This is a genomic window from Rhodovulum viride (assembly GCF_003265965.1).
Classification (GTDB): domain Bacteria; phylum Pseudomonadota; class Alphaproteobacteria; order Rhodobacterales; family Rhodobacteraceae; genus Rhodovulum; species Rhodovulum kholense.
The window spans coordinates 66,529-89,399 of sequence record NZ_MUAV01000004.1 but is presented as its reverse complement, the minus strand read 5'-3'; the positions used below and the strand labels follow the sequence as shown (position 1 = coordinate 89,399).

General features: G+C 68.2%; 24 protein-coding genes. 13 read left to right on the top strand and 11 right to left on the bottom strand.

The features are described from left to right. Positions 1-42 precede the first annotated feature (42 nt). The 3 genes from BYZ73_RS04490 to pufB all read right to left on the bottom strand — a co-directional run bounded on the left by BYZ73_RS04490 (position 43) and on the right by pufB (position 1,977). Entirely contained in the window at positions 43-1,452 is a 1,410-nt protein-coding gene (locus tag BYZ73_RS04490) for a PucC family protein (protein WP_112315055.1), read from the bottom strand. A gap of 156 nt (positions 1,453-1,608) precedes the next feature. Next, a complete protein-coding gene (locus BYZ73_RS04485; RefSeq protein WP_075785378.1) occupies positions 1,609-1,800 on the bottom strand; it encodes a light-harvesting protein in 192 nt (63 codons plus the stop codon). 21 nt (positions 1,801-1,821) lie between these two features. Next, a complete protein-coding gene (pufB, locus tag BYZ73_RS04480; RefSeq protein ID WP_042460741.1) occupies positions 1,822-1,977 on the bottom strand; it encodes a light-harvesting antenna LH1, beta subunit in 156 nt (51 codons plus the stop codon). A gap of 391 nt (positions 1,978-2,368) precedes the next feature. Here pufB and BYZ73_RS04475 point away from each other — a divergent pair, with 391 nt between their 5' ends. Beyond that, on the top strand, positions 2,369-2,692 hold the full coding sequence (locus BYZ73_RS04475) for a hypothetical protein (protein ID WP_108026136.1): 324 nt from the start codon (positions 2,369-2,371) through the stop codon (positions 2,690-2,692). Between the two features lie 269 nt (positions 2,693-2,961). Further along, positions 2,962-3,087, top strand: coding sequence for a hypothetical protein (locus BYZ73_RS23975; RefSeq protein WP_281269462.1), 126 nt, complete (start codon positions 2,962-2,964; stop codon positions 3,085-3,087). 99 nt (positions 3,088-3,186) lie between these two features. Here BYZ73_RS23975 and ndk read toward each other — a convergent pair whose 3' ends face one another. After that, positions 3,187-3,609, bottom strand: coding sequence for a nucleoside-diphosphate kinase (gene ndk / locus BYZ73_RS04470; RefSeq protein ID WP_075785376.1), 423 nt, complete (start codon positions 3,607-3,609; stop codon positions 3,187-3,189). A 179-nt stretch (positions 3,610-3,788) separates the two neighbouring features. Between ndk and BYZ73_RS04465 the strand changes: the two genes are divergently transcribed. The 5 genes from BYZ73_RS04465 to BYZ73_RS04445 all read left to right on the top strand — a co-directional run bounded on the left by BYZ73_RS04465 (position 3,789) and on the right by BYZ73_RS04445 (position 8,913). Next, entirely contained in the window at positions 3,789-5,234 is a 1,446-nt protein-coding gene (locus BYZ73_RS04465; RefSeq protein ID WP_112315054.1) for an alanine/glycine:cation symporter family protein, read from the top strand. A gap of 41 nt (positions 5,235-5,275) precedes the next feature. Beyond that, complete coding sequence (locus BYZ73_RS04460; protein ID WP_112315053.1) at positions 5,276-7,138, top strand: ABC-F family ATP-binding cassette domain-containing protein; 1,863 nt, start codon at positions 5,276-5,278, stop codon at positions 7,136-7,138. 3 nt (positions 7,139-7,141) lie between these two features. Continuing rightward, a complete protein-coding gene (locus BYZ73_RS04455; RefSeq protein WP_108026131.1) occupies positions 7,142-7,762 on the top strand; it encodes a MarC family protein in 621 nt (206 codons plus the stop codon). A gap of 60 nt (positions 7,763-7,822) precedes the next feature. Next, positions 7,823-8,404 (top strand): retropepsin-like aspartic protease family protein, encoded by a 582-nt coding sequence (locus tag BYZ73_RS04450; RefSeq protein ID WP_112315052.1) that lies wholly within the window; start codon positions 7,823-7,825, stop codon positions 8,402-8,404. Positions 8,405-8,466: 62 nt separating this feature from the next. Next, the gene (locus BYZ73_RS04445; RefSeq protein WP_112315051.1) at positions 8,467-8,913 is read left to right on the top strand and encodes a PaaI family thioesterase; all 447 of its coding nucleotides are present in this window, start codon (positions 8,467-8,469) and stop codon (positions 8,911-8,913) included. On the opposite strand, the gene BYZ73_RS04440 is transcribed toward BYZ73_RS04445, so the two are convergent. The 4 genes from BYZ73_RS04440 to BYZ73_RS04425 form a co-directional block, all read right to left on the bottom strand. Beyond that, the gene (locus BYZ73_RS04440; RefSeq protein ID WP_245943049.1) at positions 8,910-9,800 is read right to left on the bottom strand and encodes a shikimate dehydrogenase; all 891 of its coding nucleotides are present in this window, start codon (positions 9,798-9,800) and stop codon (positions 8,910-8,912) included. The two genes, BYZ73_RS04445 and BYZ73_RS04440, sit on opposite strands and share 4 nt — an antisense overlap. A gap of 70 nt (positions 9,801-9,870) precedes the next feature. Then, a complete protein-coding gene (locus BYZ73_RS04435; RefSeq protein WP_112315050.1) occupies positions 9,871-10,329 on the bottom strand; it encodes a DNA polymerase III subunit chi in 459 nt (152 codons plus the stop codon). Between the two features lie 9 nt (positions 10,330-10,338). Further along, on the bottom strand, positions 10,339-10,740 hold the full coding sequence (locus BYZ73_RS04430; protein WP_112315049.1) for a VOC family protein: 402 nt from the start codon (positions 10,738-10,740) through the stop codon (positions 10,339-10,341). Between the two features lie 45 nt (positions 10,741-10,785). Beyond that, positions 10,786-12,255 carry a leucyl aminopeptidase gene (locus BYZ73_RS04425; RefSeq protein WP_112315048.1) on the bottom strand — a complete coding sequence of 490 codons (1,470 nt, stop codon included), beginning with the start codon at positions 12,253-12,255 and terminating at the stop codon, positions 10,786-10,788. Positions 12,256-12,387: 132 nt separating this feature from the next. Between BYZ73_RS04425 and lptF the strand changes: the two genes are divergently transcribed. The 6 genes from lptF (at position 12,388) to rsmA (ending at position 19,953) form a co-directional block, all read left to right on the top strand. Beyond that, positions 12,388-13,515, top strand: coding sequence for an LPS export ABC transporter permease LptF (gene lptF, locus BYZ73_RS04420; protein ID WP_108026449.1), 1,128 nt, complete (start codon positions 12,388-12,390; stop codon positions 13,513-13,515). Beyond that, positions 13,512-14,612 carry an LPS export ABC transporter permease LptG gene (gene lptG, locus BYZ73_RS04415; RefSeq protein ID WP_108026119.1) on the top strand — a complete coding sequence of 367 codons (1,101 nt, stop codon included), beginning with the start codon at positions 13,512-13,514 and terminating at the stop codon, positions 14,610-14,612. The genes lptF and lptG overlap by 4 nt, the downstream gene beginning before the upstream one ends. Next, on the top strand, positions 14,612-16,780 hold the full coding sequence (locus tag BYZ73_RS04410; protein WP_112315047.1) for an LPS-assembly protein LptD: 2,169 nt from the start codon (positions 14,612-14,614) through the stop codon (positions 16,778-16,780). Before lptG ends, BYZ73_RS04410 begins: the two co-directional genes overlap by 1 nt. Before the next feature lie 28 nt (positions 16,781-16,808). Further along, on the top strand, positions 16,809-18,044 hold the full coding sequence (locus BYZ73_RS04405) for a peptidylprolyl isomerase (RefSeq protein ID WP_108026115.1): 1,236 nt from the start codon (positions 16,809-16,811) through the stop codon (positions 18,042-18,044). Next, positions 18,041-19,024 carry a 4-hydroxythreonine-4-phosphate dehydrogenase PdxA gene (pdxA, locus tag BYZ73_RS04400; protein ID WP_112315046.1) on the top strand — a complete coding sequence of 328 codons (984 nt, stop codon included), beginning with the start codon at positions 18,041-18,043 and terminating at the stop codon, positions 19,022-19,024. The genes BYZ73_RS04405 and pdxA overlap by 4 nt, the downstream gene beginning before the upstream one ends. A gap of 80 nt (positions 19,025-19,104) precedes the next feature. Beyond that, entirely contained in the window at positions 19,105-19,953 is an 849-nt protein-coding gene (gene rsmA, locus BYZ73_RS04395; protein WP_108026111.1) for a 16S rRNA (adenine(1518)-N(6)/adenine(1519)-N(6))-dimethyltransferase RsmA, read from the top strand. A 94-nt stretch (positions 19,954-20,047) separates the two neighbouring features. On the opposite strand, the gene BYZ73_RS04390 is transcribed toward rsmA, so the two are convergent. The 3 genes from BYZ73_RS04390 to prfA form a co-directional block, all read right to left on the bottom strand. Further along, a complete protein-coding gene (locus BYZ73_RS04390; protein ID WP_112315045.1) occupies positions 20,048-20,722 on the bottom strand; it encodes a DUF4167 domain-containing protein in 675 nt (224 codons plus the stop codon). 238 nt (positions 20,723-20,960) lie between these two features. Then, on the bottom strand, positions 20,961-21,806 hold the full coding sequence (gene prmC, locus BYZ73_RS04385) for a peptide chain release factor N(5)-glutamine methyltransferase (RefSeq protein ID WP_112315044.1): 846 nt from the start codon (positions 21,804-21,806) through the stop codon (positions 20,961-20,963). Then, on the bottom strand, positions 21,803-22,855 hold the full coding sequence (gene prfA / locus BYZ73_RS04380; protein WP_108026105.1) for a peptide chain release factor 1: 1,053 nt from the start codon (positions 22,853-22,855) through the stop codon (positions 21,803-21,805). The genes prmC and prfA overlap by 4 nt, the downstream gene beginning before the upstream one ends. Positions 22,856-22,871: the final 16 nt, after the last annotated feature.

Below are 22,871 nucleotides of genomic sequence, written 5' to 3'. Positions count from 1 at the left end.
CGTGCCCCCGCCGCGTCTGGCGCGGGGGCACGGGCGTCCGCGTCAGTCGGGCGCGTTCTCGATGCCGAAGGCGCGGCTCAGCATCAGCCGGTAGCCGACGACGATGGTCGCCACCAGCAGCGCCAGCTCGATCGCATAGACGAAGAAATAGGGCGTGGCCGCGCCGAACACGTCGCCGATGGGCGAATGCAGCACCGCGTCGCGGAAGACGCCGCCCAGCGCAATCCCGGCCCCGGCCGAGGTCGCCTGCACCGCGCCCCAGGCACCGAGCGCGAGCCCGACCTGGGCTTTCGGCGCCGAGCGCATGGTGGCGGTCAGCGTGCCATGGCTGAAAAGCCCCGCCCCGAAGCCCGCCAGCATCGTGCCCAGCACGAAGATCGGCTCGGATTGCAGGGTCGCCGAGAAGGTGATCGCGGCGAAGGCGGGCAGCCCCACCAGCGCGCCCCATCCGGCCATCGCCATCGGATCATAGCCCCGCGACAACACCCGCGAGGCCCAGGCAAAGCCGACCAGCGTGCCGCCCGCGACCGAGGCCGTCAGCTTGGTGGTCGCCGCCACCGACATGTCCAGGACCTGGCCGCCGAAGGGTTCCAGCAGAACGTCCGACAGGCCGAAGCCCAGCGTGCCGAGCCCGATCACCCACAAAAGCTTGCGGGCGTTGGGTCCGCGCGTGAAGAGCCCCCAGGCCTCGCGGAAGCTGGGTTCGGGTTCGCTTTCGGGGCGCGGCTTGGCGCGGGTTCGGTCGCGCGCCTCCATCTTCCACAAGGCGATGACGTTGAAGACCATGGTCGCGACGGCCGCGCCCTGGATCACCTTGATCAGCTTGGCGTGATAGAAGTCCTCAAGCCACATACCGAACAGCAGCGCACTGACGATCATGCCGACCAGCAGCATGACATACATCAGCCCGACCACGTTGGGCTGGTCCTCGCGGGGGGCGAGGTCGGTCGCGAGCGCCAGGCCGACGGTCTGCACCGTATGCACGCCCGCGCCGACCAGCAGGAACGAGATGGCGGCGCTGAGGATGCCGATCCATTCCGGCGCACCGGCCGCACTTTCCTGCCCCGACAGCACGATCAGCGCGAAGGGCATGATGGCGAAGCCGCCCCATTGCAAAAGCGTGCCCTTCCAGATGTAGGGCACCCTCCGCCAGCCAAGCGCCGATCTGTGGGTATCCGACTTGAAACCGATCAGCGCGCGGAAAGGCGCGAACAGAAGCGGCAGGGAAATCATGATGCCGACGATGGACGCCGGCACTTCGAGCTCGACGATCATCACCCGGTTCAGGGTGCCGACCAGCAGCACCATCGCCATGCCCACCGAGACCTGGAACATCGACAGCCGCAACAGGCGGCTGAGAGGCAGGTCTTCGCTGGCGGCATCTGCAAAGGGGAGGAATCGGGGGCCGACCGTGGCGATACGATTCACCGCCATCTTGCTCAGTCGATTCATGCGGTCACACTCCACACGCGGCCCGACACAGGGGGCCCGTGTCCTATTGCCCGCTGGGGCGCGTTTCCAGTAGGGCCGGGACGTCACCGCCCCGAAGGCACGAAGGCCGAGGCTGAAACCCCGGCCCTCGCAAATTCCTGTCTCGAGCCGAAAGGCTTACGAGAGCAGCGTGGTGGCGTTGGTGACCAGCGACGCGGCTTCGAACGAGCCGGCGTAGTAGTCGCCCATCCAGCCGGTGGTCAGAACCAGCATCAGGTGCACCAGGAAGGAAGCGATGGCGCAGGCAACCAGGAAGAGCGGGATACCAACGGTGGGCTTAACGACGAGCCACATTTTCGCGTTGTTCATGATCTATATCCTCTCTCTAGATTAGCCGAGCCACGGGGTGGCGATGGCAGCCAGGAAGTGGGCGAACAGCGCGATCGCGCCGAACACGCGGGTGCCGTCGATGAGTTGCTTGTGCACTTCTTCGGCTTCGGCAAGGGTCAGGCCGGTCGGCCAGACTTTGTCCATATCGTCAGTCATATTGTCGTCTCCCCAATATGGTTTTCGACTGTGGTACGTGCAGAGCCTGCACGCAGGCGTCGACAAAGCAGACCGGAGATTTCCTTAGCGATGTTCTCGCTGGGCTTCCGACCCGGCATCGTCACAAGCAAACGATGTCACAAGCGATTGACGTTGGCAATGTCAACGCAGCCTGACATGGCCCCAGAATCGTGCGACATATCGAACCCTCTTGACAGCACGTCGCAGCCCCTGCGGCGCCGGGTCCTGCGACCGTCAGGACCCTTGAATTCTCCTCACGCAGGTGGGGTAATAATAACGCGCCCAACTGCAATTCGCCGTTCTCGTCGGGCCCGGACCGAAGCTCTGCTCCTGTCGTCGACGATCGCGGACGCAACAACCTGGAGGATCCATGAAATATTTCTGGGACGACTGGATGCCGAAACTTTCCAGCAAGCAACGCCTGCTCACCGACGTCGAAGCCGACGGCGAAAGCACCACCACGCCCTTCTCGGACGCGCTTGGCTTCAAATGCCTCTCCGAGAGCAGCACCTCGAAAACCGAACTGATGACCGGCAACCCGACCCCGCTGTCGCGCCAGATGAACTGGCCGCTGCTGGGCGGCATGGGTGAAGGCCATGTCGAGCTGAAGACCGCGGATCCGACCCCGCTGTCGTCGCGCATGGGCTGGCCGCTCCTGTCCAAACGCGCCCATTACGCGGTGGCCGAGAAGTAATTCGGCCGCCGTTTGGCGCAGATGCGCCCGCGCGATCCCCCGCGCGGGCGCTTTTCTTTGCCTGACGCCCCCCAATCGGACACTCCGTCAGACGAAGCCTTTTCCGGCCCGGCCGCCCCAAGGCGGGCTCCTGCCCGGCCGAAGAACCCAAAGCTCCTTTTCGCCCGAGTCTTGCCCGCACAGCGCCCGGTTTCTGCGGCCAGATGGTTGCCGTCGGGCATGTGACCGTGCACCGGCCCCCAGTGTTTGCCGCGAAAGGAGTCCCGCCCATGGCCAGCCCCCCCTCTTCCCAGCCGCGCCCCGTTTCGTCCAAGGGCGACTCGGCCCGTCCGCGCCCGGACAGCGCCCCCGACTCCGCCAAGGGCCCGGTGTTCAAGGACTGGGCCAGCATCTGACGGCACAAACCGAAAGGGCCGGCTCCTGCGGAACCGGCCCCTTGATTTCTGTACCGCGCGCCGGTCTGGCGCCTCAGCGGCCGCGACTCGGCCGGCGGCTCAGCCGACCAGTTCGAGACCCGAGAAGAAATAGGCGATTTCTTCCTTGGCGGTGTCCGCGCCGTCCGACCCGTGAACCGAGTTCTCGCCGATCGACAGGGCGAATTCCTTGCGGATGGTGCCCTCGGCGGCTTCGGCCGGGTTGGTCGCGCCCATCACTTCGCGATTCTTGGCAATCGCGTCCTCGCCTTCCAGCACCTGCACGACGATCGGCTCGGAGGCCATGAACTCGCAGAGTTCGTCGTAGAAGGGGCGTTCCTTGTGCACCGCGTAGAAGACGCCGGCCTGGGCCTTGGTCAGGTGAATGCGCTTCTGCGCCACGATGCGCAGGCCCGCGGCTTCCAGCTTGGCGTTGATCGCGCCGGTCAGGTTGCGGCGGGTCGCGTCGGGCTTGATGATCGAGAAGGTGCGTTGAATCGCCATGTCTTGCGTCCTCTTGGGCGCCGCCCGGGGACGGCGGGGAAAAATCGCGGCCCTGCTAGCACGCGCCCCGGCCCTTGAAAACAGGCTTTCGCCGCAGCTGCGAGCGAGTCGCGAGGGAACCGATCACGCCCGCTCACGTTGGGGTGCGTGTTCGCGCGCCTCTGTGAAAAGGGCTTTTCATGACCGTGATTGTAGATTTCCTGAACACCGTGCTCTGGGGCTATGTCCTGATCTGGGGTCTGATCGGAGCCGGGCTTTACCTGACAATCCGCCTCGGCGGGCTCCAGTTCCGCCACTTTCCCGAATTCATCCGCGTCGTCGTCAGTTCCAGCGAGTCGGATCGCAGCGGCATCACCCCGCTGCAGGCCCTGACCGTCAGCCTCGCCAGCCGGGTCGGAACCGGCAATCTGGCGGGCGTCGCGGTCGCGATCTATCTGGGCGGACCGGGCGCGGTCTTCTGGATGTGGATGGTGGCGCTGGTCGGCATGGCCACGGCCTATGCCGAATCGACGCTTGCCCAGCTTTACAAGGTGCGCAATGCCGACCGCCAGTATCGCGGCGGGCCGGCCTATTACATCTGGCACGGGCTGGGCGCCAAATGGCTGGGCTATGTGTTCTGCTTCTTCTTCCTCTGTTCCTTCGGGCTGATCTTCAACGCGGTCCAGTCGAATTCCATCGCCGATGCCGCCGACGGCGCCTTCGGCATCCCGAAACTCGCGACCGGCATCGCCATCGGCGCGCTGACAGGGGTGGTGATCTTCGGCGGCATCCGCTCGATCGCCAGCGTGGCCGAACGGGTGGTGCCGATCATGGCCGGGATCTACCTGCTGGTCGCGGCCTATGTGCTGGTCGTGCACGCAACCGAGATCCCCGGCCTGCTGGCGCTGATCGTCAAAAGCGCTTTCGGCATCGACCAGGCGGTCGGCGGATTCGCCGGGGGCTTTGCCGCCGCCGCCCTGAACGGCGTCAAGCGCGGGCTCTTCTCGAACGAGGCCGGCATGGGCTCGGCCCCGCATATCGCGGCCGTGGCCGTGCCCGACCCGCATCACCCGTCGAGCCAGGGCATGGTGCAGGGGCTTGGCGTCTTCATCGACACGCTGCTGATCTGTACCGCGACCGCGCTGATGATCCTGCTGTCGGGCGTGGTCGATTACGGCCCCGACGGAATCACCGGAACCGAGCTGACCCAGAACGCGCTGTCGGCCCATATCGGCGCCTTCGGCCCGCCCTTCATCGCGGTGGCGATTCTTTTCTTCGCCTTCACCTCGATCATCGGCAACTACGCCTATTCCGAGAACGTGATGGAGTTTCTCGGGCTTGGCCGCGGTGTGCCGCTGGCGATCCTGAAGGCCGCACAGGTCGGCATGGTGATCTGGGGCGCGGTGCAGCCGGTAACCAAGGTCTTCAACTTTGCCGATGCCTCGATGGCGACCATGGCCACCATCAACCTGATCGCCCTGATTCTGCTGTCGGGCACGGTGATCCGGTTGACCAGGGACTATTTCGAGCAGCGCAAGACCCGGGCCGAGCCCTATTTCCGGCTGTCGAAGCACCCCGAGATCGACCCGAAGGGAATCGACCGCACGATCTGGAACGAGGATGTCGCCGCCGAACGGGGCGCCTGACGCGACTTTCCCCGCCGCCCGCGCCCTGTTAAAGCCGGGCCATGCTGCGCATCGACGATCTTCGCTATTCCATCGAGGGGCGCCCTTTGTTCGAGGGCGCCTCGGCCGTCATTCCCGATGGCCACAAGGTCGGCCTGATCGGCCGGAACGGGGCCGGCAAGACCACGCTCTTCCGGCTGATCCGGGGGGAACTCACGCTCGACTCGGGCGCGATCTCCTTCCCGCGCCACGCCCGGATCGGCGGCGTCGCGCAAGAGGTGCCCTCGTCCGCGACCTCGCTGCTGGACACGGTGCTGGCCGCCGATACCGAGCGGGCGAGCCTGATGGCCGAGGCCGAGACCGCGACCGACCCCCACCGCATCGCCGAAATCCAGACCCGGCTGGCCGATATCGACGCCTGGTCGGCCGAGGCGCGGGCCTCGTCGATCCTGCGCGGGCTCGGGTTCTCCGAGGCCCAGCAGCATATGCCCTGTTCGGACTTCTCGGGCGGCTGGCGGATGCGGGTCGCGCTGGCGGGCGTGCTTTTCGCGCGCCCCGATCTGCTGTTGCTGGACGAGCCCACCAACTATCTGGACCTCGAAGGCGCGCTCTGGCTTGAAAGCTATCTGGCGCGCTATCCGCATACGGTGATCCTGATCTCGCACGACCGCGGGCTTCTGAACCGCGCGGTCGGCCATATCCTGCATCTCGAGAACCGCAAGCTCACGCTGTATGCGGGCGGCTATGACGCCTTCGCCCGGGCGCGTGCCGAACAGCGCGCGGTGCAGGCCGCGGAGGCCAAGAAACAGGACCTGCGGCGCGCGCATCTGCAAAGCTTCGTCGACCGCTTCCGCTACAAGGCCTCGAAAGCCAAGCAGGCCCAGGCCCGGATCAAGATGCTGGAGAGGATGACCCCGATCGCCGCGCCCGAGGATCTGGCGCGCGTGGTCTTCACCTTCCCCCAGCCCGACGAACTGTCGCCGCCCATCGTGGCGCTGGAAGGGGCCGCGGTCGGCTATGACGGCACGCCCGTCCTGCAACGCCTGTCGCTGAGAATCGACCAGGACGACCGGATCGCGCTTCTGGGCCGGAACGGCGAGGGCAAGTCGACCTTCTCGAAACTGCTGGCGGGCAAGCTCGACAAGCTCTCGGGCCGGATGACCACCGCCAACCGGCTGAGAATCGGCTATTTCGCGCAGCATCAGGTGGACGAGCTGCATCTGGACGAGACCCCTCTGGACCACCTGCGCCGCGAACGCCCCGACGAGGCGCCCGCGAAACTGCGCGCCCGCCTTGCCGGATTCGGTCTGGGCGCCGATCAGGCCGAAACCGAGGTCGGGCGGCTTTCGGGCGGGCAGAAGGCGCGGCTGTCGCTCCTGCTGGCGACACTCGACGCGCCGCATCTGCTGATTCTCGACGAACCCACCAACCACCTCGACATCGAAAGCCGCGAGGCGCTGTCAGAGGCACTGAACGACTATTCGGGTGCGGTGATCCTTGTCAGCCACGACATGCACCTCTTGTCGATGGTGGCCGACCGGCTCTGGCTGGTGCAGGGCGGCCGGGTCACGCCCTACGAGGACGACCTCGACGCCTATCGCCGGATGCTGCTGGGCACCGACGTTCCCGAAAAGGTCGCGACCGTCGACAAGGCCGCTAAGCCCGAAACCCCGAAACGCGCCTCGCGCGACGAGATCCTGGCGCTGCGCGCCGAGGTCCGCAAATGCGAACAACGGGTCGAGAAGCTTGGCGAAATGCGCGGCAAGCTGCAGGAAAAGCTGGCCGATCCCGACCTTTACGACCCCGCCCGCGCCGATGAACGCATCCTGTGGCAAAAGAAGTTCGCCGAGGCCGAAGAGGCGATGGAACGGGCCGAGGCGCTCTGGATGGCCGCGCTGGAAAAGCTCGACTCGGCCGAGGTCTGAGCCATGGATCTGGGCTTTCACGTCAGCGCCTTCATCACCCTCTTCGTGATCGTCGATCCGATCGGGCTGGCGCCGGTCTTCGTGGCACTGACCCAGGGCATGGGCACCCGCCAGCGCCGGGCCATCGGCCTGCGCGCCGCCGCCATCGCGGTCGGTCTGCTGACGCTGTTCGGCATCTTCGGGGAAAAGGTGCTGGCCTTTGCCGGGATCTCGATGCCCGCCTTCCGCATCGCGGGCGGCATCCTGCTGTTCCTGACCGCGCTCGAGATGCTGTTCGAGCGGCGCAGCAAGAGGCGCGAGGACCGTGCCCATGAAGAGCTGCCCGACCCGTCGGTCTTTCCGCTGGCAACCCCGCTGATGGCCGGGCCCGGCGCGATGGCGACGATGATCCTTCTGAACGGACAGATCGACCGCGCGCCCCTCGACATGCTGCTGATCCATCTGTCGATGATTGCGGTGATCGGGATCTGTGTCGCGCTGTTCCTGGCGGCCAGCCTGCTGGAACGCGCGCTGGGCCATACCGGCATCGTCGTCGTCTCGCGGCTGCTGGGGATGCTGCTGGCAGCACTTTCGGTGCAGTTCATCCTCGACGGGCTCAGGGATTTCGGCCTTGCCCCGGCCTGAGCCCCTTCGCGTTTCGCCTCCCGCCGCCTATATCGGTCCTATCCCCGGGAAAGGAGCGTCATGACCGGCGACGATTTCGGACGGCTGATCTATCTTGTCCTGCTGGCCACGGTCATCGCGGGCTATTTCCTGCTGTCGCACCGCAGGCGGCTGGGGCAAGTCGCCCAGCAGGCGGCGATCTGGGGGCTGATCTTCATCGGCGTGATCGCGGGCTTCGGGCTCTGGTCCGATATCCGCAACGATGTGGCCCCGCGCCAGACCGTCTTTGCCGACGAAAACCGGATCGAGGTGCCCCGCGCGCCCGATGGCCATTACTACATGACGCTGCGGATCAACGACGTTCCGATCCGCTTTGTCGTCGATACCGGCGCGACCGATGTCGTGCTGACCCGCGACGATGCCGAACGGGTGGGGATCGATCCACGGAGCCTGCAGTTCTTCGGCGAGGCCCATACCGCCAATGGCGCGGTCCGCACCGCGCCCGTGCGGCTCGACTCGGTCGAACTGGGGGCGATCACCGACCGCAACCTGCGCGCCTTCGTCAATTCCGGCGAAATGCGCGAATCGCTTCTGGGCATGGCCTATCTCAACCGCTTCGAACGGATCGAGTTTGTCCGCGACCGGATGATCCTGACGCGCTGAACCGCTCGCCCCCGCCGGCGCGGCCCGCTAGGCTGGGCGCAAGCAGCGAGGAGGCGCCCCCGATGACAGACCCGACCCAAGACCCCGGACCCGACAGCGACCGGATCGCAGAGATCGCGGCGAATCAGCCGCCCTTCGCCCGGCTGCTGGGGCTGACCGTGGTCTCGGCCGCGCCCGACCGGGTCCTGGCCGAGCTTCTGGTGACCGAGGATCTGACCAACCGCAACGGCACGCTGCATGGCGGCGCGATCATGGCGGTTGCCGACAATCTGGGCGGCACTGCGACCTTCCTGAACCTCGATCTCGAGGCGGGCGAAGGCACCTCGACCATCGAGAGCAAGACGAACTTCTTCCGCACCGTGGCGCTTGGCGACACCGCGCGCTGCGAGACCGTGCCGCTTCATCGCGGGCGCAGCACCATGGTCTGGCAGACGACCATCACCCGGGGCGACGGGACCCTCGCCGCCAATGTGATCCAGACCCAGATGGTGCTGCGCCCGCGCGGCTAACTCCGGGCTCTCCCCGCATCGAAGCGCTCGATCGCCGCCCGCATCCGCGCCGGATCGGCGGAGCGGCCGGTGAACAGCTCGAAGGCCCGCACCGCCTGGAACAGCGCCATGCCCGCCCCCGGCAGCACCCGGCATCCGGCCCGGCGCGCGGCGGCCAGAAGCGGGGTTTCGAGCGGCACATAGACGATATCCGCCACCCAAAGCCCGGGGCCCAGCAGATCGGGCGCGACCGCCATCCCCGGATGCCCGGCCATGCCCATCGGGGTTGCGTTGACGATCCCGTCTGGCCTGTCGTCCCGGATCAGCGCCGCCGGATCGGCGATGGCCCGGACAGCACACCCGCCGCCCGGGGCGGACAGCCGGTCCGCCAACGCCTCGGCCCGGTCCAGCTGGCTGTCATGGATCGACAGTCGCGCGACGCCCGACCGCACAAGGGCGTACGCGACCGCGCCCCCGGCGCCGCCCGCACCGATCAGCAGGACATGCCCGCGCGGCGCATCCGCCAGACCGCGCCTCAGGCTTTCGGCGAATCCCCAAAGGTCGGTGTTATGGCCGATCCGCCGCCCGCCGCGCAGCAGCACGGTGTTGACGGCCCCGACCGCGCGTGCCTCTTCCGACAGCTCGTCGAGAAGGCCGGTCACCTCGGTCTTGAACGGATGGGTCACATTCAGCCCGTCGAAGCCCGCCGCCTCGGCCGCGGCCAGCATCCCGGCCAGATCGAGCCCCCGCCGCGGCGGCGCGTCCATGTCGAGCACGCGGTACAGCAGTGTCAGCCCCTGCGCCCGCGCCTCGGCCATATGCATGGCGGGGCTGCGCGAGCGCGCGATGCCCCGGCCGATCAGGCCCAGAAGGATCGGCGCCCCATCCCCGGAAATCCCAGACGTCACGGCGCCCTCCCAAGCCCTGCCGCGTCGGGTCAGACTGGCGGGGGCACGCGGCCCCGTCAAGCCGGAGCGCTCAGCCGCCGCTTTCGGCCTTCTTCTGCCAACGGCCGCTTTCCTCGGACCAGTATTGCGCCGCCAGCCCCGCCCCCGAGATCAGCCGCCACTGGCCCCGCGCCCGCTCGACCGCCGCCGGATCGTTGCCGTCGAACAGGATGCAGACCCGGTCCAGCGCCCGGGTCTCGTCGGGGGTGACCTCTGCCCCGTCGACCGCCATCAGGCAGCGCGCGCCGTTCGGCAGCGTCGCCTCGGCGGTCAAAAGCACCGGCTGGTCGGCATCGAACCCGGTTCCGACCATGCCATGCGGCAGAAAGCCGTCGCCCAGCCACAGCCGGTCGTCGAGCCAGGCCAGCCGCTCGCGGTCGGTGCCGCGCACAACCACGCGCATGCCGTGCGTCAGCGCCTTGTCCAGAAGCGTGGGCAGGGTATCCTCCAGCGGACCCCGGGTCAGATGATAGAACAGCGCCTGTCCCATCGGCCCCGGTCAGCGCCGCGCGAGGGGGTTGTAGGTGCCGAAGGTCCAGATATGGCCCTCGGGGTCGGCGACCGAGAAGCTGGTGCCGCCATGGCTCTGCTCGGCCAGCGGCATCACGATCCGGGCGCCCGCCTCGACCGCGCGCCCGTGCAGCTCGGTCGCATTGGGCACGACGGCGTAGATCGTCGTCGTCTCGCGCCCGCCGATCTCGCCCGGATCGGCCAGATGCGCGGCGAGCCCGCCCCGTCCGGCGGGGCCGAACATCATCAACCCGTCCCCCAGCCGAAGCTCGGCATGGATCAGGTTGCCCTCGTCGTCGCGATAGACGGCCTGCTCTTCGAGGCCCAGAACGCCCACCAGAAACAACAGCGCCGCCTCGGGATCGCGGTAGCGGGTCGCAGGAATGATCATCGGGCTCGTCCTTCCTCTCTGCGACCCGATCCTAGCACCGGTGCGTCACGCTTCGAAACGGTCGGCCACCAGCCGGTCGAGCGCCAAAACGCCCCACCCCGTCGCCCCCTTGGGCGCCAGCACGGTCTCGTCCTGCACCATGGCGACGCCCGCGATGTCGAGATGGATCCAGGGCGTGCCCGGCGCGACGAAGCGTTGAAGGAACTGCGCCGCGGTGATCGAGCCCGCGGGCCGGCCGGCCGAGTTCTTGATGTCGGCCAGACGCGACTTGATCAGCTTGTCGTAGGACTCGCCCAGCGGCATCCGCCAGGCACCCTCGCCCTCGGTGGCGGCTGCCTTCAGGAAATCGGCGCAGAACCCGTCGTCGTTGGAATAAACGCCCGCATTGGCATTGCCGAGCGCGACGATGATGGCCCCGGTGAGGGTGGCAAGGTCGATCACGCCCGCGGGCTTGAACCGGTCCTGCGTGTACCACAGCACATCGGCCAGCACGAGCCGCCCTTCGGCATCGGTGTTGATCACCTCGATCGTGTCGCCCTTCATCGAGCGCACGATGTCGCCCGGACGCTGGGCGCGGCCATCGGGCATGTTCTCGACCAGACCGACGACGCCCACGACATTGGCCTTCGCCTTGCGCAGCGCGAGCGTCCGCATGACGCCCGCGACCACCGCCGCGCCGCCCATGTCCATGGTCATCTCTTCCATGCCCTGCGCGGGCTTGATCGAGATGCCGCCGGTGTCGAACACGACACCCTTGCCCACCAGCGCCAGCGGCGCCTGATCGGCCGCGCCGCCGTTCCAGCGCATCACCACCACCTTGGACGGGCTTTCCGACCCCTGCCCCACCGCCAGCAGCGCGCGCAGGCCCAGCGTCTTCAGCTCGTCCTCCTCGAGGATCTCGACATCGAGCCCCAGCTCCTGCATCGCGGCCAGCCGCCCGGCGAAATCGTCGGTGGTCAGCACATTGGCGGGCTCGTTCACCAGATCGCGGGTGAAGAAGACGCCCTCGGCCAGCGCCGCCATCGGCCCGGCCTGGGCCGCGGTCTCTTCGGGCTTCGCGACCATCACCTTGACCGCGCCCGGCACCACCGGCTCGGCGGTGCGGTGCGCATCGAAACTGTAGGCGCGCAGCGCAAAGCCGAAGGCGATGTCGGCGGCGCGCGGATGGCTGCCCGCCAGCAGCAGCACGTCGGCCTTGCCCTGCCGCTTGGCCAGTTCGGCCCCCGCCCGCCGGGCATCGGCCTGGCTGGCCTTGCGGTCCAGCCGCACCACATCGACCGCCTCGGCGGCCAGCCCGGCGGGCCAGGCCAGCGTCACGATCTCGGCGGTCTTCATCCCGGCGAAGGCCTCGCTGTCGGTGAACCGCGCCAGCGCGCCCCTGGTCAGGCGGTTGACCCGCCGCGCGCCGGGATCGAGCTTGCCCTCGGCATCGACAAGGACCGCGATCCGCCCCGCGGCACCCGCGACCGCCTCAAGATCGGTTTCGGCAAAGGCAATGGCGACGGGGGTGCTCATCGGCGGCTCCTGATCTGGTATACCTGTCGGTCCCTACCTAATCCGGCACCCCCCGCTTGACCAGATAGCAGTTTTCCCCCCAAGACGATTGGACTAGTCTGCCGCCCGATCATGGACCTGCCGGGGATATTTGTGCCCAGATTCGACCGATACCTTCTGGCGCAGCTGACCGTCCTGTTCGGCTTTTTCGCCCTCGTGCTGGTCTCGGTCTACTGGGTCAACCGGGGCGTGTCGCTGTTCAACGACATCATCGGCGACGGGCAGTCGGCCCTGGTCTTTCTGGAATTCGCGGCCCTGACGCTGCCCAACGTGATCCGTCTGGTGCTGCCCATCGCGGCCTTCGCGGCGACGGTCTATGTGGTCAACCGGCTGACCAACGAAAGCGAGATGGTGGTGATGCAGGCGCTTGGCTGCAGCCCCTGGCGCCTGGCGCGGCCGGTCGCGCTGTTCGGGCTGCTGGTGGCGATCCCGATCTGCATCCTGACCCATTTCCTGGTGCCCGCCAGCCGCGCCCAGCTCGACCTGCGCCAGGCCGAGATTTCGCGCGATTTCACCGCCCGGTTCCTGTCGGCGGGGCAGTTCCTGCACCCGGCCAGCGGCATCACCGTCTTCATCCGCGAGATCGCCCGGTCGGGCGAGCTGAAACAGATCTACCTGTCGGACGCCACCGATCCCGCGACCCGCGTCACCTATACCGCGAACCGCGCCTTTCTGGTGCAAAGCGAGGACGGCCCCAAGCTGGTGATGATCGACGGCATGGCCCAGTGGCTGCGCGAGGAGGACCGGCGGCTCTCGACCGCCACCTTCGACGATTTCGCCTATGACATCTCGGGCCTGATCGGCAGCGCGCGGATCCGCCGCCCGTCGCTGGACGAGATGTCGACCCGCGACCTGCTGTTTCCCAGCCCCGAGTTGATCGAGGCGTCGGGCAAGCCGCTTGCGCTCTTTCTCTATGAGGGCCATGCGCGCACCGCCCAGGCCTTGCTGGCCGTGGCCGGTGCGCTGATCGGCTATGGGGCGCTCATGGCCGGCGGGTTCTCGCGCTTCGGGCTCGGCCGCCAGATCGGGCTGGCCATCGCCCTGCTGATCGCGGTCAACTTCCTCAGCAACTCGGCCGCGGGCGTCGCGCAAAGCGATGCGGCGCTCTGGCCCGTGACTTATGCCCCGCCGCTGATCGGCATCGCGCTGGGGCTGGGGCTGATCTGGCTGTCGGCGATGCGCCGCCGCCGTCCCCGCCCGCCCCGGGAGCGCGCCGCATGACCCTGCATTTCTACATCGCCCGCAAGTTCACGCTCTATCTGCTGGCCATCCTCGGCATCTTCGGCGCCATCATGGTGCTGATCGACATGGTCGAGGAGCTGCGCGACTTCGACACCGGCACCCTGGGTATCGGCGGCGCGCTGCATCTGTCCCTGCTGAAGGTGCCGGGCGATCTTTACACGATCCTGCCGCTGATCGCGGTCATGGCGACGGTCGCGCTGTTTCTGGCGCTGGCGCGCAGCTCGGAACTGGTGATCGCCCGCGCCTCGGGGCGCTCGGCGCTGCGCAGCCTGACCGCGCCGGTCGTGGTGGCGCTGGTCTATGGCGTCATCGCCGTCGCGATCTTCAACCCGATCATCGCCGCCACCTCGCGCCAGTATGACTCGGTCTCTTCCCGCTACAAGGGGCGCGAGGCCAGCGTGCTGTCGGTCAGCTCGGAGGGGCTCTGGCTCCGGCAGGGCTCGCTTTCGGGCCAGACCGTGATCCGCGCCGCGCGCGCCGATGCCCAGGCCACCCGGTTCTACGACGTGACCTTCCTGTCGCTCGATGCCAAGGGCGCCCCGGTCTGGCGGATCGAGGCCGCCGAGGCCCGGCTGCGGCCCCAGGGCTGGGACATCCGCGACGCCAAGCGCTGGGGCTTCGGCCCCGAGATCGACAATCCCGAAGCCCGGGCGGTGGTCTCGCCGCAGCTGGTGCTGCCCTCCGACCTGACGCTCGAGAACATCCGCGACAGCTTTGCCCGCCCCGCCGCCGTCGCGATCTGGGATCTGCCCGCCTTCATCGCAGGTCTCGACCGGGCGGGCTTTTCGGCCCTGCCCCAGCGGGTCTGGTTCCAGATGGAACTGGCCATGCCGCTGGTGATGGCGGCCATGGTGCTGCTGGGCGCGGCCTTCACCATGCGCCATGTCCGCTTCGGCCGCACCGGCACGATGGCGATGCTGGCGCTGGGGCTTGGACTGGGGCTGTTCTTCCTGCGCAACTTCGCGCAGGTATTGGGAGAGAACGGCCAGATTCCCGTGGCGCTCGCGGCCTGGAGCCCGCCGCTGGCAGGGATCTTGCTGTCGCTCGGACTGCTGCTGCACCTGGAGGACGGCTGATGCGGGCCCTTCTTGCCTTCGCCCTGACCACCGCCCTGACGACGGGTGCAGCCACGCTGCCCGACCGGCTTTTCGCCGAAGAGGCCGCGCGCCCGGCCGCGACCCTGGTCGCCGACCGGATCTCGGTCGGCGATCTGCGCGAGCTGGTGGCCGAGGGCAATGTCGAGGTCTTCTATGGCAAGACCCGGCTCGAGGCCGCGCGGATCGTCTATGACCGCGACGGCGAGACCCTGGCCATCGAGGGGCCGATCACCCTGACCTCGGGTCCCGACACCGTCTTTCTGGCCGACAGCGCAGAGCTTTCGGCCGACATGACCGAAGGCATCCTGCGCTCGGCCCGGATGGTGCTGGACCAGCAGCTGCAGATCGCGGCGGCCGATATCCAGCGGGTGGCGGGGCGCTACAACCGGCTGGGCGAAACCGTCGCCTCGACCTGCAAGGTCTGCGTGAACGGCGAGGTGCCGCTGTGGCAGATCCGGGCCAGCCGCATCATCCATGACGAACAGGAAGGCCAGATCTATTTCGACCATGCCCGGCTCGAGGTCGCGGGCGTGCCGGTCTTCTATCTGCCGCATCTGCGCGTGCCCGACCCGTCGCGCAAGCGCGCGACCGGCTTCCTGACGCCCTCGACCCGGATCACCGACCAGCTCGGCACCGGCATCAAGATCCCCTATTTCATCGAACTCGGCCCCTCGCAGGACCTCACGCTGACCCCCTATCTCTCGGGCAGTCAGACGCGCACCCTGGAACTGCGCTACCGCCGCGCCTTCACCCGGGGCGAGATCGAGCTGAACGGCGCCATCTCGCGCGACGACATCCTCGAGGGCGAGACCCGGCATTACCTCTTTGCCGAAGGCAGCTTCGATCTGCCCCGGGACTTCAAGCTCGATTTCGACATCGAGACTGTCTCGGACCGCGCCTATCTGCTGGATTACGGCTATTCCGAACAGGACCGGCTGGAAAGCTCGGTCGAGATCAGCCGCGCCCGCCGCGACGAGCTGATCCGCGCCGAGATCGGCCATCTCAAGACGCTCCGCGACTCGGAAGACAATTCCACAATGCCCTCCCTCGTGGGCGAGGCCGACTATGTGCGCCGGTTCGAACCCGCGACGCTGGGCGGTCTGGCCCGGCTCGAGTTTTCGGCCGACATGCTGCACCGCCGGTCGACCGAAGAGACCGACGGGCCGGATTTCGACAGTTATGGCGACGGCATGGATCTGGGCCGCGTGACCATCGGCGCGAACTGGCGCCGCGACTGGACGCTTCGGAACGGGATGGTTCTGGCGACGCTGGGCGAGGTCACGCTCGATCATTACGAAATCGGCGACGACGCCGTCTATGGCGGCAACCAGACCCGGCTGACCCCCGGCGCGGCGGTCGAGCTGCGCTGGCCGATGGTCAAGAGCGCGGCCGATGGCAGCTCGCAGATCCTCGAACCGGTGGTCCAGCTGGCCTGGAGCCATGACGACGACAGCGACATCCCGAACGAGGACGGGGTGCTGGTCGAATTCGACGAGGGCAACCTTTTCTCGATGTCGCGCTTTGCGGGCGAGGATGCGCGCGAAACCGGGCTGCGCGCCAATCTCGGTCTGGGCTGGACCCGCTATGCCCCCAGCGGATGGGCTCTGGGTCTGACCGTCGGGCGGATCTGGCGCTTCGAGGATGACGACCAGTTCGCCAGCGGCTCGGGGCTCGAGGGCGACATGTCGGACTGGCTGACTGCGGTCAAGCTCGATTTCGGCACGGCGGTCAGCCTGACCAACAGGGCCATTTTCGACGACTCGTTCGACTTCACCAAGAACGATCTCAGGATCGACTGGGAAAAGGACGGGATCGACATCGGGTCGAGCCTGCTCTGGGTCGAGGCCAACCCGTCGGAAGACCGCACCGACGACCGGTCGGAATGGCTGGTCGACGCCGCCTACGACTTTCACCGCAACTGGACCGGCAAGGCCAACTGGCGCTACGACTTCGTGGCCGACGAGGCCGCCAAGGCCGGGCTGGGGCTCGAATACAGCAATGAGTGCGTGAGCGTGGATCTTTCCCTCTCGCGCCGCTTCACCTCGTCCACTAATGTGAACCCGTCCACCGATTTCGATCTGACGGTCTCTCTGGCCGGGTTCGGATCGCGGGGAAAGAGCGGCGGCGCACGGCGGTGCATGCGCTGATGAGGCAGACGAAGAACGGAGGACAGGCATGATCGGACGCGTTGGCCTTGCGGCTGCGGCCGTGGCAATTCTGGTGCTGAGCGGTGCCGATGGCAGCATGGCGCAGCAGGGAGGCCCCTTCGCCCCGCGGCTGTTCGTCAACGACAAGGCGATCACCAATTACGAGATGGATCAGCGGATCCAGTTCCTCCGGCTGCTCGGCAATCCGCCCAATATCGAGAAGGTCGCGCTGGACGGCCTGATCGACGACCGGCTGCGCCTGGACGAGGCCGAACGGCTGGGGATCACGGTCAGCGACGAGCAGCTGAAGGAAGGCATGGAAGAATTCGCCGCGCGCGGAAACCTCGATGTCGACCAGTTCGTGGTGCTGATCGGCCAGGCCGGGGTGTCCGAGGAAAGCTTCCGCGATTTCGTCAAGTCCGGGCTGGCCTGGCGCGAGGTCGTGCGCGCGAAATACGGGCCGCGGACCCAGGTCACCGATGCCGAGATCGACCGCGCGGTGCAATCGGCCGCCGGGGGCGGCTCGGCCGCCGCGGCGGGAACCCAGGTGCTGCTGTCGGAAATCGTGCTGCGGGCCGACACGCCCGATTATCGGCGCGATGCGCTGGCGCTGGCGCGCCAGCTGACCGGATCCATCGACAGCGCCGATGCCTTCGCCGCCGCGGCGCGCAAGTATTCGGTGTCGCGGTCGCGCGATCAGGGCGGGCGCATGGGCTGGATGCCGCTCTCGAAGCTGCCGCCCTCTGTCGCCGGGCAGGTGCTGGCGCTGGGGCCGGGCAAGGTGTCGGAACCGATCGAGATGGACAATGCCATCGTTCTGTTCCAGCTGCGCTCGATCCGCGAGGGCCGAACCGAGGGGCCGAAGACCGCCGCCGTCGACTATGCCAAGTTCATCATTCCCGGCGGGACGCTGGCGCAGGCGATGAAGGTCAGGATGCAGGCCGATACCTGCGACGATCTTTACGGCGTGGCGCACGGCCTGCCGCCCGAGCGGCTGGTGCGCGAAACCCGCCAGGTCAGCGATCTGCCGCCCGAAGTGGCGCAGGAACTGGCCAAGCTCGACGATAACGAGGTGTCCTATGCGCTGGGCAATGCCCGGGCCGCGGTGGTGCTGATGCTGTGCGGCCGCACGCCCGATCTGGGCGAGGACGGCGCGGTCGACCGCGAGGCGGTGCGGCGGCAGCTGTTCGGCCAGCGGATGGCGGGCTATGCCGACAGCTATCTTGCCGAGCTGAAAGCCGACGCCATCATCCGCGAGCCATGACCGGCCTGCCCATCGCGCTGAGCTGCGGCGAACCCGCCGGGATCGGCCCTGAAATCGCGGCCCGCGCCTGGCAGACCCTGGGCGCGCGCCTGCCCTTCTTCTGGATCGGCGACCCCCGGCACCTGCCCGAGGGCACGCCCCATACCGAGATCCACGCGCCCGCCGAGGCGATGCATGTGGCCGCGACCGCGCTGCCGGTGCTGCGCCTGCCCTTCCCAGCCCCCGCCGTTCCGGGCCGCCCCGACCCGGCCAATGCGGCGGGCGTGATCGAGGCCATCGCCCGCGGCGTCGCGCTGGTGCAGGAGGGGAAGGCCTCGGCCCTGTGCACCGCGCCGATCCACAAGAAGGCGCTGCAGGACGGGGCCGGGTTTCCGCATCCCGGCCATACCGAGTTCCTGGCCCATCTGGCCGGGGTCGAGCACGTGGTGATGATGCTGGCCGCGCCCGCCCTGAAGGTGGTGCCGGTGACCATCCATATCGCGCTGGCCGAGGTACCGCGGGCGCTGACCGCCGATCTGCTGGAAAGAAGCCTCAGGATCACCGAGGCCGCGCTGATCCGCGATTTCGGGATCGAGTCCCCGCGTCTGGCGGTGGCCGGGCTCAACCCCCATGCGGGCGAGGGCGGCGCGATGGGCGGCGAGGAAATCGCGCTGATCGGTCCGCTGCTGGACCGGCTCCGGGCCGAGGGGATGCGGATCGCGGGGCCGTTGTCGGCCGACACGATGTTTCACCCGGAGGCGCGGGCGCGCTATGACGTGGCGGTCGCGATGTATCACGACCAGGCGCTGATCCCGATCAAGACGCTCGATTTCGCGGGCGGCGTGAACGTGACGCTGGGGCTGCCCTTCATCCGCACCTCGCCCGATCACGGCACCGCCTTCGACATCGCGGGCACCGGCCGGGCCGATCCGTCGAGCCTGATTGCCGCGCTGGAGCTGGCGCGCGAGATGGCGCTGGCGCGCGCGGCGGGGCGGCGCTAGGCCATGTGGCCGGCGCCGGGGGTGTGCCACCCCCGGACCCCCGGCGGGTATTTTCGCCAAGAAGAAGAAAGGGCGCGGGCATGAGCACGATCGACGGGTTGCCGCCGCTGCGCGAGGTGATCGCAGCGCATGGGCTGTCGGCGAAAAAGGCGCTGGGGCAGAACTTTCTTCTGGATCTGAACCTGACGGCCAAGATCGCGCGGGTGGCGGGCGATCTGGGCGGAGCCGACGTGCTGGAGGTGGGGCCCGGCCCCGGCGGGCTGACCCGGGGGCTTCTGGCCGAGGGCGCGCGGCGGGTTCTGGCGGTCGAGAAGGACACGCGGTGCCTGGCCGCGCTGGCCGAGATCGCGGCGGCCTATCCCGGGCGGCTCGAAGTGGTGAATGGCGACGCGCTGGCGCTCGATCCGCTGGCGCATCTGACGCCGCCGGTGAAGATCGTGGCGAACCTGCCCTACAATGTCGGCACCGAGCTTCTGGTGCGCTGGCTGACGCCCGCCATCTGGCCGCCGGTCTGGTCGAGCCTGACGCTGATGTTCCAGAAGGAGGTCGCCGAGCGGATCGTGGCCGAGCCGGGGAGCAAGGCCTATGGGCGGCTCGCGATCCTGGCGCAATGGCGCACGGACGCGCGGATCGCCCTGAAGCTGCCGCCCGAGGCCTTCACGCCGCCGCCCAAGGTGGCCTCGGCCGTGGTGCATCTGACCGCCCTGCCCGCCCCCCGCTTCGAGGCCGATCCGGCGGTGCTGGAACGGGTGGTGGCGGCGGCCTTCGGGCAACGCCGGAAGATGCTGAGGGCAAGCCTCAAGGGACTCGCCCCCGGAATCGAGGATCTGCTGCAGTCCGTCGGCATCGCCCCCACCGAGCGCGCCGAACAGCTGCCGCTGGAGGCGTTCTGCGCCCTGGCGCGGGCTCTGGTCGCCGCGCGCGGCTGACGCAAAGCCCGTGCCGCGGACCTTATACCTGACATGAAATCGGCGGCGCATGGCGCCGCCGGTCATTCGGAAAGGCCGCCGAAGCTTGCGCCGATCACTCGGCCGCGGGGGCCTCGCGCTGCGGGTCACTGGCCGGTTGGCCGTCATTCGCGGCCGTGTCGCCGCGCCGTTTCCCGGTGCCGGATTTCGGTGTATCGGGCTGATCGCCGCCCTGACCCGAGTCCCCATGTCCCGACTCGCCGCCCTCTGCGGCGCCCCCGGCCTCGTCGCCCTTGGGCTTGACCGCGCGCGGTTTGCGCGGACGGCGCGGTTTCGGCGCGGGCCTTTCCTCGGGGGTCTCGACCAGGGTGCTTTCCTGACCGTCGTCATCCCCGACGATGTCGATTACGTCGGTGCCGCTGTCGGAGGCCGCCTTCGGTGCGAACTCCTCGGCCTCGTCGTTGCCCTGAGAGGTCTCCTGCGCCTCGTCGCGCTCGCGCGGACGGGGTTGCTGGGCATCCTGCTGTTCGCGGCGGGCGTCCTGCTCGCGCTGGGCCTCGCCAAGCAGCCGCGCGTAATGCTCGGCATGCTGCTGAAAGTTCTCGGCAGCGACCCGGTCGTTCCCCAGATGGGCGTCGCGCGCCAGCTGGTTATACTTGTCGATGATCTGCTGCGGGGTGCCGCGCACCTTCCCCTCGGGGCCCGAACTGTCGAAGACCCGATTGACGATATTACCGATCGAGCGCGACCGGTTCGACTTGGAGCGCGAACGTGACTTGGACGGTCTCATGCGTGTTCTTGTTTCCAGCCTAGTGGTGGTGTCTTGGGACAGGGCCGCGCGTCGAAATGCGCGGGTCCAAAACGAGCCCCTGTCGACCCTTTTTTGGCTTGTCTTGCGCGAGGGGCGCCTACCCGGCACCCGGCCAACGCTGCGTGCAGTAAACACGGGCCACAGACGCTGGCAAGAGGTAAATACACCAATTGCGGCCATTTGGCGAGAGCCACGCGCGGCACGCAACGTTTTGACGTTACGTCCCCGGCGCCGCGACGCGTGCCTCGACAACCCGGTCTCTACCATCGAGATCGGGCCGGATCGCGACGGTTTCAAGGCCGGCCCCGGCAAAGATCGCGGAAACCGCGCGGGCCTGGGTCGGGCCGATCTCGACCAGGAGCCGACCGCCGGGCGCCAGGCGGGCAAGCGCCGCACGGGCGATGGCGCGGTAGGCCGACAGCCCGTCGCCGCCATCGGTCAGCGCACCGCGCGGCTCGAAGGCCAGATCGGGGGCAAGGCCCGGCATCTCAGCCTCGGCGATATAGGGCGGGTTCGAGACGACAAGATCGAACCGCCCCTCGACCGCCGTGTCCCAATCCGACAAAACGAAGCGCGCGCCGTCGCATCCCAGCCGGTCCGCGTTCTCGCGCGCCACGGCCAACGCCGGGGCCGAGATATCGGTACCGGTTCCGGCCGTGCCCGACCGCTCCAACAGCAGCGTCAGAAGGATGCAGCCCGATCCGGTGCCCAGGTCCAACACATTGGAATAAGGGGCGGAAAGGGCGGCCTCGATCAGCGTCTCGGTCTCGGGCCGGGGGTCCAGCACGTCGCGGCTGACGCGAAAATCGCGGCCCCAGAAGGTCCGCAGCCCGACGATATGCGACACCGGTTCGCGCGCCGAACGACGGTCGAGCGCGGCGGCAAAGCGCGCCTCTGCCGCCGGGGGCACGGGCTCGGGCAGCACGAGGGTCAGGCGTCCGGGCGCGATTTCCAGAGCATGGGCCAGAAGGCGCCGGGCATCGCGCTGCGGATCGGGGATACCGGCCGCGCGCAGCCGCGCCACGGCGCCCGCCAGCAGGACCGACCCGGTGGGCGCGGTCATCCCTCCATCTCGGCCAGCATCGTGGCCTGGTCGTCGGCGATCAGCGCGTCGATCACTTCGTCGAGATCGCCCGCCAGGACCTGGTCCAGTCGGTAGAGCGTGAGGTTGATCCGGTGGTCGGTCATCCGGCCCTGCGGAAAGTTGTAGGTGCGGATCCGTTCCGACCGGTCGCCCGAGCCGACCTGCGCCTTGCGGGCCGCGGCGCGTTCGTCCGCGGCTTTCTGACGCTCCAGGTCGAACAGCCGCGCGCGCAGCACAGCCATGGCGATGGCGCGGTTCTGATGCTGGGATTTTTCCGACGAGGTGACGACCAGCCCGGTCGGCAGGTGGGTGATGCGCACGGCCGAGTCGGTGGTGTTGACGTGCTGGCCGCCCGCGCCCGAGGCACGCATGGTGTCGATCCGGATGTCACCCGCCGGAATGTCGATATCGACCTCCTGCGCCTCGGGCAGCACGGCGACCGTCGCAGCCGAGGTATGGATGCGGCCACCGGATTCGGTCGCGGGCACGCGCTGGACCCGGTGCACGCCGGATTCGTATTTGAGGCGCGCGAAGACGCCCTCGCCCTGCACGGTGGCGGTCACTTCCTTGATCCCGCCCAGTTCGGTCTGGCTTTCCTCGAGGATCTCGAAACGCCAGCCCTTGGTCTCGGCATAGCGCTGATACATCCGCAGCAGGTCGCCCGCGAAAAGCGCGGCTTCCTCGCCCCCGGTGCCGGGCCGGATCTCGACGATGGCAGGGCGGGCATCGGCCGCGTCCTTGGGCAGAAGCGCGATCCTCAGTGCCTGTTCCATCTCGGGCAGGCGGGCGCGCAGGTCGGGCAGCTCTTCCTCGGCCAGCGCGCGCATCTCGGGGTCTTTCAGCATCGCCTCGGCGGTGTCGATATCCGACAGCAGCCCGCGATAGGCCTCGATCTCGGCCACCACGGGCTTCAGCTCGGCATATTCGCGGCCGATCTGGGCGAAATCGCCCCCGGCACCTTCGGCAAGCCGGGCTTCGAGATAGCCGAAGCGGCGCGAGATCTGTTCGAGTTTGTCTAGCGGGACCATGGCGCTCTGTCGCGCG